Genomic DNA, 12,063 nt, shown 5'->3' with positions numbered 1-12,063 from the left:
TATAATCTAAATATAATTAATCAATAGGTTTATAAATGAAGTTAGAAGAGGATTTGAGAAAAGTTATTTTTTTATTATTAGAAGATGAATTTATAGAAAGTCATGATTTTTTAGAAAGACTTTGGAGGGTTTATAAAAATGATGAAAAGAGTAGAAAAGAGTCTTTTATTTTAAAAGCTTTTGTAAATGCAACAGTTAGTTTTGAACTTTATAAAATGAAAAGATTTGAACATTCAAATAATGTTTGGAATACTTATAAAAAGTATGAATACTTAACAGATGAAATAGAATCAACAAATAGTTCAAATTATAGAAAAATAAAAGAGATAATTTATGAAAAAAGAGAAAAATATATAAAATGATAATTTTAGATTTTGAGACAAATACAGCAAATATTGGTGATGTAATAGAAGTAGCAGCAGTTAAGATAGATAAAGATTTAAAAATTTTGGATAAATTTCATAGATATTATCTTTCAAGATTTCCAGTTAATTTTTATTCTTATGCGGTTCATAGATTAACTCCTGAATTAATCCTTGATTATAGAAAAGATAAATCTTATAGTTCCTATTTTAGTGAAGATGAAGATTTTGAAAAGTTTTGTTACAAAAGTGAGACCTTGATTGCTCATAACATAACTTTTGAATTAAGACATATAAATAATAGAGTTAAGTTTCAAAATCACATTTGTACTATGAGTGAAAATAAAAAGATTGTAAATGTTTTTGGAAAAAACGGAAGAGTAAAAAATCCAAAACTTGATGAAACTTGTTTATATTATGGAATAGAATTTGAAGCAGACAAATATCATAGTGCCACTTATGATGTGACAAAAACCTATGAAATTCTAAAAAGAATGAATCTAAAACTATAAAAAGTATAAATAGTCCTACAAGTAATACATTTTTTATTATAAAATAAAATAAAAAGGATTTTTTATGAATTTAGGCGTATCATCTTGTTTAATAGGTACAAAGTGTAGATATGATGGAGTTGGTGCTAGTGATAAATTTATAGTTGATATTTTGCAAAAATATTTTAAAACAGTTCCTTATTGTCCTGAAACTATAATTTGGGGAAGCCCTAGAGAGGCTATACGACAAGTTCATGATGAAAATGGGGAATTAAAAATCCTAACTTCTACTAAAAATCCAAAAGATGTGACAAAAGAGCTTGATGATATTTCAGAACAGTGTTCAGATGAAATTAAAAATGATGATTTGTGTGGTTTTATTTTAAAATCAGCATCTCCAACCTGTGGACTTGAAAGAGTAAAAATCTATAAACCTTTTAATGCTCCAAGTGTAAAACAAGGAGTTGGAGTATTTGCAAGAAAAATAAAAGAGAAATATCCATATTTGCCAGTTGAAGAAGAGGGAAGATTGATTGACCCATGGCTTAGGGAAAACTTTTTGATGCAGATTTTTGCTTATCAACATCTACACGAGTTTTTAAAATCAAATCCAACTTTTAATGATTTAGTGATTTTTCACACTTCATATAAATATCTTATTTATTCAAAATCTCAAAAATCATATACAACTTTAGGAAGAATTGTTGCAAATAAAGAAAAAAATCAACTAAACGAAGTTTTAGAAGAGTATAAAGAGGAGTTTTTAAAAGCTATTAGTCAAAAAGGAAGTGTAAATAAAACTTATAATGTTCTACTTCATATTTTTGGATATTTTAAAAAACTTATAACAAAAGAGGAAAAAGAGGAGATTTTACAAGCTTTAGGTGAATATAAAGAAAAAATTATTCCTTTAATTGCTGTTATGAAAATAATAAATTTATATGTAAAAAGATTTGATGTACAGTATTTAAAAGTGCAAAAATTTTTAAATCCATATCCAAGTGAATTAGCTTTACGAAGTGATATTAAGGCTTATAAATAATGAAACAAGTTTTATGGTTTAGAAGAGATTTAAGAATAAACGATAGTGCGATATTAGCAAATGCAAAAGATGAAGTATTGCCTATTTTTATTTTTGATAAAAATATCTTAGATAAATTTTCTAAAGATGATAAAAGAGTTACATTTATTTATAAAAGTGTTTTACAACTAAAAGAAGATTTGAAAGAAATAGGGCTAGATTTAGCTATATTTTACTCAACTCCTATAGAGATTTTTGAAACTCTAAAAAATCAAGGCTTTGATTCTATTTTATGTTCAATTGATTTTGATAACTATGCAAAAAAAAGAGATGAAGAGATAAATAAAATCATCCCTATGCAAACTTTTACCGATTCATTTATTACTCATCCAAATAATTGTCTAAAAAAAGATAACACACCTTATAAAGTTTTTACTCCATATTATAAATCTTTAGAGTTTATTTGGGAGAGTGAGAGTTTAGTTTTATTTGAAAGGAATAAAAATCTAAAAAAAATTGAGTTTGATTATGATTTTATTCCAACTTTAGAAGATATGGGATTTAATGAGCAAAAATTACCAGAATTTTTAGAAAAAAGTGCAGATGAACTTATAAATGAATTTTCTTTAAAAATTTCAGAATATCAAGAAGGGCGAGATTTTTTTTATAAAAATGCAACTTCAAATTTAGCTGTTCATTTAAGATTTGGTCTTATAAGTCCAAGAGAACTTTTTAATAAAATCAAAAAAATGAGAGCTATAAAAAGCCAAAAAGATTTTTATATAAGAGAGCTTTTTTGGAGAGAGTTTTATAACTATATTTTGTTTCATTTTCCAAAAAGTGAATTTGAAAATCTAAATGATATAAAAGTAAATTGGAATAAAGATGAAACTATTTTTCAAAAATGGTGTGAAGGAAATACTGGCGTTCCTTTGATTGATGCGGCTATGAGATATTTTAATTTAACTGGAACTATGCACAATCGTTTAAGAATGATTGTTTCTTCATATCTAACAAAAAATTTGCTAATTGATTGGAAAAAAGGAGAAGAGTATTTTGCTTCAAAACTTCTTGATTATGAAGCAAGTTCAAATATTGGTTCTTGGCAATGGGCAGCAAGTACTGGCGCTGATGCAGTGCCATATTTTAGAGTTTTTAATCCTTATTTACAATCAGCGAAATTTGATAAAGAGGCTGTTTTTATAAAATCAGTAATTCCAGAACTAAAAGATGTAAATGCAAAACTCATTCATAGCGAAAATGGTGTTCAATCAAATATATTTTTAGATTATCCAAAACAATTAGTTTCTATTGAATACTCAAGAAATAGGGCTATTGAAGAGTTCAAAAGAGCAAACAATGAGAAATATTGATATTGCAGTTATTGGAAGTGGAATAGGTGGAAGTCTGATTTCTGCTTTAAATAAAAACAAAGATTTAATTCTTTTTGAAAAAGATAAAAATCTTGGAGGTTGTGCTTCAACTTTTAAAAGATTCGGAACTTATTTTAACGCAGGAGCAACTACTTTTGTAGGATATGAAAACAATCATCCAATTAAAAATATCTTTGATGAAGTAGGAGTTATTCCAAATATTCTTGAGAGTAAAATTGCAATTAGAACAATACAAAACAAAAAAATAGTTGATAGAGTTGCAAATTTTGAGGAGTTTTTAACAAATCTAAACAATGTTTATTATCATAAAAATAATAGAGTTTTTTGGAAAACAATCAAAGAAATTGATGAGAAATTTTGGACTTTAAAAAAAGTATATTTTGCAAAATATGGCTTTCAAGCTTACGCTAAAACAGCTTTGTTTGTATCTGAACTTCTAAAAGAGTTTGGTTTTATGCTTTTTAAAACAGCAAAGGGATATATAAACGAAGTTTTACCAAATATCTCAAAAGAGTATAAAGCTTTTATAAACTCACAACTTTTAATAACTCTTCAAACAACTTCTAAAGATTTATCACTTTTAGCTATGAGTTTGGGTTTAGCTTATCCATTTCATAAGGTTTTTTATCCAATTGGTGGAATGGGACAAATAATAGAAGATTTATTAAAAGATGTAAATATTCAAAATAAAGAAGAAATAATTTCTATAAAAAAAGAGCAAAATAAATATAGATTAATTTCTACAAAAAATGAGTATTTGACTTCAAAAGTTATATTAAATTCTGCAATTTTTGAAAGTTCAAAACTATTTTTAGATGAAAATATAAAAAAATATTATGATAAATTTTCATTTTCAGACCAGAGTGCTTTTGTGGTTTATTTAAAATTGGATTTAAAAGAGGAACTTTTACATCACTATCAAATAATTTTAAAAGAGGATATTCCAAATTGTATTTCAAACTCATTTTTTGTTTCTGTTTCTGATATAAATGATGAAAAATTATCACGTGATGGTTATAGTATAACAATTTCAACCCACTCAAAAGCGATATTTTGGGAAGGTTTAACAAAAGATGAATATGAAGAAAAAAAAGAGTTTACACAAAATTTTATAATAACAGAGTTTTTAAATAATTTTGATAATATAAAAAAAGAGAATATAAAAACCCTTTTTAGTGCTACTTCAAAAACTTTTTACAGATACATAAATAGAAGTAATTGCGGTGGAAAACCAATAACCGCAAAAACAATATTTCAACTTCCAAGTTGCAACACTCCTTTTGATGGATTGTACAATGTTGGAGATACAATTTTTGCAGGTCAAGGCTGGCCAGGAGTTGCTATTGGGGTAAATGTTTTAAACAAGGAATTAAATGCAAACAGTTGAACTAAAAATAGCACCTAAAGATTGGCTTTATATCATAATAATTGGGGCATTTTTTGGTTTTTTTATCTCTTTATGTTTTTATTTTCTAAGTTATGATTTACAAAATATTTCAACTATTATTTTTAGTACAACTACAGCTATTTTTATCTCTTTATTTGCATTTTTTTTAATAACAATTTCAAATAAATTCATTCTTCCTAAAGTTGAAAAGAGATTTTGGTATTTGATTAGTTTTGTGTTCTCTTTTTTATCAGGATTTTTAGGGTTTAGTTTTTCATTTTTCATTTTTTCTTTTGGTGATTTTAAGATTTTACATATTTTTTCCTCTTTTTGGATTTTTATCTCTATAACTATTGGTTTTTTGACTTTTTTAGTTGGACTTATTTTGCATCAATTTATCTCTATGAAATACAAAAATGAAGAGATAAAAACTCAAGTTTTAGAAACAAAACTAAAAGCTTTGGAAAATGAGCTTAATCCTCATTTTTTATTTAATGCCTTAAATTCAGTTTCTGAACTTATTTATCAAGACCAAAAAAAGGCTGAAAATGCAGTGATTGAAATCTCAAAATTTTTACGAAATGCTATAAATAAAGAGAGTTTGATTACTTTAGAAACTGAACTTTCTATGGTAAAAACTTATGTAAATATAGAAAATGTGAGATTTGATGAAAAAATAGTTTTACACATAAAAGATTTTAGTGAATTTAAAAACATCAAAATACCAAAATTTTCTATTCAACTTTTAGTCGAAAATGCAATAAAACATGGATTTTATGGAAAAATTTTACAAATTGATATAAAATTCTCAAAAGATAAGATAATAGTGCAAAACAATGGTAAAATAACCAACATAGTGAAATTTGGAACAGGTTTATCAAATCTTCAAAAAAGATTGGAACTTCAAAATGTTGGAAGTTTGAGTCATCAGATTTTAGATGATAAGATGGTATTTATAATAGAGTTAAAAGGATAAGTTTTGAAAATAATGATTGTTGATGATGAAAGTTTGGCTTTAAGTAGATTAAAAAGGTTATTAAATGAAAATGGAATTGAAGATATTACAGCTTTTGATAATCCAATTGATGCACTAAAAGAGATTACAAAAACAAAGTTTGATGCGGTTTTTTTAGATATTTCTATGCCAAATATTACAGGACTTGAACTTGCTGATTCTATAATTCAACTAGAGCCAAAAACATTTATTATTTTTCAAACTGCATATTCAGAGTTTGCACTTGAAGCTTATAAAAGCGGTGGAATGGGATATTTAGTAAAACCAATAGAATCAAATGATATAAAAAATATATTAGAAAAAGTAAGAAATTTCAAAACTACATCAAATGAAGAATCAAAAAAAATCTTAGGAAAAAGAGGAGACAAGTTATATTTAATAGACATAAATGATATTTATTATATTAAAGCTGACTTAGATGAAGTAATAATAAAAATAAAAGAAGCAGACGCTTATGTAAGAAGAAAAATAGGGGATTTAGAGACACTTTTAAGTGGAAAAAATTTCTTTAGAATTCATAGGTCTTACATCGTAAATGTGGATAAAATAAAATCTATGAGAAGTGTAGAACAATCAAAACTTGAAATCTCTTTTGACGGAATTGCAGAGATTATCACAAGCTCAAAAGAGGGTGCGAAAGATTTTAGAGAGTATATTGAAAGAAGAAGTTTATAAACCTACAAAAACAACCTACTAAACAAGCCTTTATTTTTGTAAATTTCCTTTGTATAAAATATTTTGTACAAGGATACAAAAATGCAAACATTTATCAAAAGTTCATATATAAGTTGTGATATAAAATCTCTATTTGAGTTTCACTTAGATACAAATAATCTAACATTTATCACTCCAAAAGATATAAAAGTCGAACTCTTAACAAAAGATTTTAAACCACAAGTTGGACAAATATTAAAAATCAAAAGTACTAAATATTTTATACCAATGAATTGGGAAGTAAAAATAGAAAAGATTGATGAGCCAAATTTATTGGTTGATTTTGCATTAAAATCACCATTTTCCTATTGGGAACACAAACATATTTTTATAAAACATGGAAATATGTGTGAAATGAAAGATGTAATTACTTTTAAAATGCCTTTTGGAATTTTTGGAAAATTACTAGAGGGATTTGTAAAAAAAGATTTACAAAAAATGTTTGATTATAGACATAAAGCTACAAAAGAGATTTTAGAAAAGGGTAAAAATTGAAAAGAGCAGTTGTTTTGATGAATATGGGTGGACCAAATAACCTAAATGAAGTAAAAGTTTTTCTAAAAAATATGTTTAATGATAAATATATAATAGGTGCTCCTCAACCAATAAGAGCAATGATTGGTTCATTAATTGTGTTTAAAAGATTGGAAATTGCAAAGCAAAACTACAAAGAATTAGGTGGAATGTCTCCTATTGTTGGACATACAAAAAGATTAGTAAGAAGATTGAATAAACAGCTTGACGCTGATGTTTTTTATGAAATGAGATACACACCGCCATTCGCAAGTGATATTATGCCAAAACTTAAAAATTATGATGAGATATATGCAATTCCTATGTATCCACACTATTCAAGTACAACTACAAAATCATCTATTGAAGATTTTATAAAAGTTGCAAAAAAATATAATATTGATAAAAAAATAAAAACAATAGATAGTTATTATGATAATCCTTTGTATAACAAAGTAATAGTTGAGAGAATAAAAGAGGCTTTAAATGGTGAAGATTCAAAAGATTTTGAATTGGTTTTTTCAGCACATGGTTTAACTCAAAGAACTATAAACAAGGGTGATTTATATCAAAAACATATTTTAGCAAATGTGGAATTTGCAAAAAAAGAGTTAGAAGAACAAAATATAAGTTTTAAAAAAATCCATGTTGCATACCAATCAAGATTAGGACCAATGGAGTGGTTACGACCTTATATGGAAGATAAATTAAAAGAGATAAAATCAAAAGTAATAATCTATCCTATCTCATTTACAGTTGATAATTCAGAAACACAAGGTGAATTAGTTCTTGAGTATGGGGAAGTTGCCCATGAGCTTGGTATTAAAGATTATAGAGTTGCAAAAGCTCCTAATCATCATCCTTATTTTATGGATGCTATAAAAGGTATTTATGAAAGTATGAAGTGATTTTTAAATAAAAGTAGTTTTTTACTACTTTTATTTTCCAAAACTTCTATTTGAATCTCTTTTTGTTGTTTTTCTTTTTTTAGCAGGTTTTTTTTCAGGTGCATTAGTTTTTGTGTAACCTGTTTTTTTAGCAGTTTTTTTTGCTTCAGCTTTTTTAACACTTAGTTGTTTTGGTCTTGCTTTGAAAAGTCTTGGTTTTTTTTCTGTTGTTTCAAAACCTTCAACTTCAATTCTTGGAATATTTATAATCAACTCTTTTTCAATTTCAATCATAAACTTATAATCTTTTACACTTAAAAGAGTGATTGCAGTTCCTGCGTTTCCAGCACGTCCTGTTCTTCCAATTCTGTGTGTATAATCAGCAATTGTTTCTGGTAATGCAAAGTTTACAACAACAGGTAAAAGTTCAATATCAATTCCACGTGCTGCAATATCTGTTGCTACTAGAACTCTAATATCTCCTGATTTAAACTTTTTAAGAGCTTTTCCTCTTGCACTTTGTCTTACATCTCCATGTATACATAAAGCACTTAGTCCATCAAGTTCAAGGTGTTCTACTAATTCATCAGCCTCTTTTTTCATATTAACAAAAACTAAAACTTGAGAGTAGTTTCTTGACCCAATTAAATAAGACAATAGTTCAGCTTTTTTATTTTCATCAACTAAAACTATTTGTTGCTCAATTATTTTTACAGTTGAACGCTGGCTTGCTACTTCAATTACAACAGGATCTGTTAAAAACTCTTTTGCAAGTTTTTTTACATTTTGATTCATTGTTGCACTAAACATCATGATTTGTCTATGAGGTCCAACATTTGGTAAAATAGATTCGATATCTTCTAAAAATCCCATATCAAGCATAGTATCAACTTCATCAATTACAACAGTTGTAACACTTGATAAATCAACGCTTTTATTTTTTATGTGCTCCATCAATCTACCACTTGTAGCAACTAAAATATCAATACCTTTTACTATTTTTCTTTCCTGTTCTTTTGCTGAAACTCCACCAAAAACAGCTAATTTTTCAATATCCATATATTTAGCATAATCATCAACGGCTTTTGCTATTTGATTTGCTAATTCTCTTGTTGGAACTAAAATTAAAGCTCTTAAAATAGGAGTATTAGGTTGTTTTTTTTCTAATAGTTCTTCTAAAATTGGCAATAAAAAAGCAGCAGTTTTACCTGTACCACTTTGTGCAGCTGCTAAAACATCTCTTTTTTTAAGTGCCAAAGGAATTGTTTTTGTTTGTATTTGTGTAGCTTCTTCGTAGTTTAAATCTTCTAATGCTTTTATGATTTTTTCATCTAAGTTTAATGAAGTAAAAGTTTTAATAAGAAATCCTTTTAATCTTGATTTTATTTTATTATATCCAAAAGAATATTAGATTTGAATTTAAAATAATTTAGCCTTGTTTAACCTCAATTTAGCTAATATAGAAACCTTATTAAATAAATAATTTGGATAAATAAAATGACTGTTAAAATAAATTTACCCCATGATAATTCATACGAAATTTTTATAGAAGAGCTAAAAGAGTTATATTTTGATAGAAAAGTAGTAATAGTTACAAATCCTACTGTTAGTGGTTTTCATTTAGAGTATTTAAAATCAAAGCTAAAAGCACGAGAGTTAAGTGTTTGTACAATCCCTGATGGTGAAGAGTATAAGCATATGCAAACATTAGAGTCTATTTTAGAACATTGTTTTGAAAAAAGATTAGATAGAAAATCACTTCTTGTGGCTTTTGGTGGTGGAGTTATTGGAGATATGACGGGATTTGCTGCTTCAATTTATCAAAGAGGTATTGATTTTGTACAAATACCAACAACTTTACTTTCTCAAGTTGATGCAAGTGTTGGTGGAAAAACTGGAATAAATAATAAATTTGGGAAAAATTTAATTGGTGTTTTTCATCAACCAATTGCAGTTTATATTGACCCATCAATGCTAAAAACTTTACCAAAAAGAGAGTTTGGTGCAGGAGTTGCTGAGATTGTAAAAATGGCAGTTACTTTTAATAAAGATTTTTTCGAATGGTTAGAGCAAAATGATTTAAATGATGAAAAAAACATTCAAACAGCTATTGCAAAATCTGTTCAAACAAAAGCTGATGTGGTTTCACAAGATGAAAAAGAGTTAGGAATAAGAGCAGCTTTAAATTATGGTCATACTTTTGGACATGTTATTGAAAATGAGACAAACTATGATACATATTTACATGGTGAAGCTGTAGGGATTGGTATGTGTATGGCAAATGCTTTAGCTGTAAAAATAGGACTTATGAGTCAAGAAGAAGCGTTAAGAGTGAAAAATTTACTTGAAAAGTATGATATCCCAACAACTTATAAAATAAAAGATGTTGATGATTTTTATGAGCATTTTTTCTTAGATAAAAAATCATTGGATAATAAAATCAAGTTTATTTTACCTGTTGGAATAGGAAATTGTAAGATTACTAATGAAGTTAGTAAAACAGATGTTATTGAAATATTAAAAGGTTTCTAAAGTGTTTAAAAAAATATTTACTCTTGTATTTTTAGTCTCTTTTTGTTTTTCACAAGAGAATGTTTTAAATAAAAAAGATAAAGCAGAAGTAGCAAAAATTGAACAAAATATTATTCAAGAGAAGCAAGAAGAGGCTTTAAAACTTGAAGAAGAGAGAAAACTTCAAGAACTTGAAGAGCAAAAAGCAAAAGAGTTAAATATGAAAAATTTAGCTCAAATAAATAGTTTACTTCAAAAAATTGCTACTATTGATTTCGAATTAAGAGATAATATTTTATTAAAAAGATATTCTAACTATCTATCTTATAGTAAAATTTCTACAGAATTGGAGATTTTAAAAGATGGTTTAAAGAAAAAAACAAATACAACTGATGAACAAATTTACCAATTGCATAATAAAATTAGAGTAAAAGAGAACGAGTTAGAATTAATTGAAGAGTATAGAGGTTCACCAATTGGGGCTTTAATCAATCCTCCTGATATAGAAAAGTATGAAAATATAACTAATCCTTTTGGAATAATTAATGCTTTATCTCATATTAAAAAATTAGAAAATAATAAAAAACAGTTTAAAAGTCTTGATATTCAAATAGATAGTTTAGTGACAAAACTTGATGAAGAGTTAGTTTTATATTTGGAACTTTTTAATTTAGAACCAAAAGCAGAATATAAAGATAAAATCACTTTTTTAGATAAGCAAAAAAAAGATTTTTCTATGGTTTTAGATATTGTATCTACAAGTGAAGAGGTTTACACAAGAAAAATAGAACAAGTAATTTTAGAGATTAAAAATCAGATTTCTCAACAAATCCAAAAAATGTTTGTTATCTTTTTGATTATTTTAGTTTTATTTGTCATTTCATTTTTGGTAAAACTAGCTCTTAAGAAGTATTTTTCACAAAATGAAAATTACTATATGATAAATAAAATAATCAATTTTACATTGGTTTTTTTAGTTGTTATGGTAGTTTTATTTTCATATATAGATAATGTTTCATATCTTGTAACAATTCTTGGATTTGCTTCAGCTGGTATTGCTATTGCTCTAAAAGATTGGTTTATGTCAATTTTTGGATGGATGGTAATAGTTACTTCAGGTTCTATTCAAGTAGGAGATAGAATAAAAGTTACAAAAGGTGGAGTTGAAACAGTTGGTGATGTTTTGGATATTTCTTTATTTAAAATAACAATAAGAGAAGATATTACTTTGACTTCTTATATGGTAAATAGAAGAAGTGGAAGAATATTCTTTATTCCAAATAACTATATTTTTTCGGAGCTTATCTCAAACTATACACACTCAGGTTTAAGAACTGTTTGGGATGGAATTGATATTACAATTACTTTTGATTCAAATCATAAGAAAGCTCAAAAAATTGCAAGAGATATTTTAAAACACTATTCAAAAGGTTATACAGATATTACAAGAAAACAACTTTCTAAAATGAGAAATAAGTACCAATTACGTGCAACTGGAGTTGAACCTAGAGTATTTACTTTTGTAGAATCTCATGGTATTGTAATTTCATCTTGGTATTTAACAAACTCTTATGCTGCTTTAGTTTTAAGAAGTACGATAAGTCCTGAAATACTAGATGCTTTTATGAAAGAAGATGATATTCACATAGCTTACCCAACTCAACAAATCAATATAAATAAGACAGAAAATGCTTATGGACCAGCTTCAAAACCAAGACCTGTTCCAAAAGATTTAGAAGATGAAATAATAAGAAGATAATTAGGAAAA

12 protein-coding genes are annotated in these 12,063 nt (G+C 26.3%); 11 read left to right on the top strand and 1 reads right to left on the bottom strand.

All coding sequences use genetic code 11. The annotated features are described in order from the left end of the window. The first annotated feature begins 35 nt into the window (after positions 1-35). From AAQM_RS07675 to hemH, 9 genes are all read left to right on the top strand, one after another. Complete coding sequence (locus tag AAQM_RS07675; RefSeq protein WP_129094909.1) at positions 36-362, top strand: DUF309 domain-containing protein; 327 nt, start codon at positions 36-38, stop codon at positions 360-362. Continuing rightward, positions 359-874, top strand: a complete 516-nt coding sequence (locus tag AAQM_RS07670) for a 3'-5' exonuclease (protein WP_128986092.1) — start codon at positions 359-361, stop codon at positions 872-874. The genes AAQM_RS07675 and AAQM_RS07670 overlap by 4 nt, the downstream gene beginning before the upstream one ends. Before the next feature lie 64 nt (positions 875-938). Next, a complete protein-coding gene (locus tag AAQM_RS07665) occupies positions 939-1,895 on the top strand; it encodes a YbgA family protein (protein WP_129094910.1) in 957 nt (318 codons plus the stop codon). Further along, complete coding sequence (locus AAQM_RS07660) at positions 1,895-3,247, top strand: cryptochrome/photolyase family protein (protein ID WP_129094911.1); 1,353 nt, start codon at positions 1,895-1,897, stop codon at positions 3,245-3,247. The genes AAQM_RS07665 and AAQM_RS07660 overlap by 1 nt, the downstream gene beginning before the upstream one ends. Beyond that, positions 3,234-4,655: a phytoene desaturase family protein gene (locus AAQM_RS07655; protein WP_129094912.1), complete on the top strand. Its 1,422-nt coding sequence runs from the start codon at positions 3,234-3,236 to the stop codon at positions 4,653-4,655. Before AAQM_RS07660 ends, AAQM_RS07655 begins: the two co-directional genes overlap by 14 nt. Then, positions 4,642-5,631, top strand: coding sequence for a sensor histidine kinase (locus AAQM_RS07650; protein WP_129094913.1), 990 nt, complete (start codon positions 4,642-4,644; stop codon positions 5,629-5,631). Before AAQM_RS07655 ends, AAQM_RS07650 begins: the two co-directional genes overlap by 14 nt. Positions 5,632-5,643: 12 nt before the next feature. Further along, positions 5,644-6,345, top strand: a complete 702-nt coding sequence (locus AAQM_RS07645) for a LytR/AlgR family response regulator transcription factor (RefSeq protein WP_228254511.1) — start codon at positions 5,644-5,646, stop codon at positions 6,343-6,345. Positions 6,346-6,426: 81 nt separating this feature from the next. Beyond that, on the top strand, positions 6,427-6,879 hold the full coding sequence (locus AAQM_RS07640; RefSeq protein WP_129094914.1) for an SRPBCC family protein: 453 nt from the start codon (positions 6,427-6,429) through the stop codon (positions 6,877-6,879). Next, a complete protein-coding gene (hemH, locus tag AAQM_RS07635; RefSeq protein ID WP_129094915.1) occupies positions 6,876-7,805 on the top strand; it encodes a ferrochelatase in 930 nt (309 codons plus the stop codon). Before AAQM_RS07640 ends, hemH begins: the two co-directional genes overlap by 4 nt. 30 nt (positions 7,806-7,835) lie before the next feature. Here the strand turns inward: hemH and AAQM_RS07630 are convergent, their stop codons facing one another. Then, positions 7,836-9,062, bottom strand: a complete 1,227-nt coding sequence (locus AAQM_RS07630; protein WP_129094916.1) for a DEAD/DEAH box helicase — start codon at positions 9,060-9,062, stop codon at positions 7,836-7,838. Positions 9,063-9,281: 219 nt separating this feature from the next. On the opposite strand from AAQM_RS07630, the gene aroB reads away from it, so the two are divergent. Further along, positions 9,282-10,316, top strand: a complete 1,035-nt coding sequence (gene aroB / locus AAQM_RS07625; RefSeq protein ID WP_129094917.1) for a 3-dehydroquinate synthase — start codon at positions 9,282-9,284, stop codon at positions 10,314-10,316. Between the two features lies 1 nt (position 10,317). Then, positions 10,318-12,054, top strand: coding sequence for a mechanosensitive ion channel domain-containing protein (locus AAQM_RS07620; RefSeq protein WP_129094918.1), 1,737 nt, complete (start codon positions 10,318-10,320; stop codon positions 12,052-12,054). Positions 12,055-12,063 lie beyond the last annotated feature (9 nt).

Source organism: Arcobacter aquimarinus (assembly GCF_013177635.1).
GTDB lineage: Bacteria > Campylobacterota > Campylobacteria > Campylobacterales > Arcobacteraceae > Aliarcobacter > Aliarcobacter aquimarinus.
Note: the sequence above shows the minus strand (reverse complement) of the source record. Positions and strands in the feature narration are given on the sequence as shown.

Excerpts from the sequence above, each read along its gene's own strand:
- AAQM_RS07675 (WP_129094909.1), top strand. The coding sequence starts at position 36 with ATGAAGTTAGAAGAGGATTTGAGAAAAGTTATTTTTTTATTATTAGAA.
- AAQM_RS07670 (WP_128986092.1), top strand. The coding sequence starts at position 359 with ATGATAATTTTAGATTTTGAGACAAATACAGCAAATATTGGTGATGTA.
- AAQM_RS07665 (WP_129094910.1), top strand. The coding sequence starts at position 939 with ATGAATTTAGGCGTATCATCTTGTTTAATAGGTACAAAGTGTAGATAT.
- AAQM_RS07660 (WP_129094911.1), top strand. The coding sequence starts at position 1,895 with ATGAAACAAGTTTTATGGTTTAGAAGAGATTTAAGAATAAACGATAGT.
- AAQM_RS07655 (WP_129094912.1), top strand. The coding sequence starts at position 3,234 with ATGAGAAATATTGATATTGCAGTTATTGGAAGTGGAATAGGTGGAAGT.
- AAQM_RS07650 (WP_129094913.1), top strand. The coding sequence starts at position 4,642 with ATGCAAACAGTTGAACTAAAAATAGCACCTAAAGATTGGCTTTATATC.
- AAQM_RS07645 (WP_228254511.1), top strand. The coding sequence starts at position 5,644 with ATGATTGTTGATGATGAAAGTTTGGCTTTAAGTAGATTAAAAAGGTTA.
- AAQM_RS07640 (WP_129094914.1), top strand. The coding sequence starts at position 6,427 with ATGCAAACATTTATCAAAAGTTCATATATAAGTTGTGATATAAAATCT.
- aroB (WP_129094917.1), top strand. The coding sequence starts at position 9,282 with ATGACTGTTAAAATAAATTTACCCCATGATAATTCATACGAAATTTTT.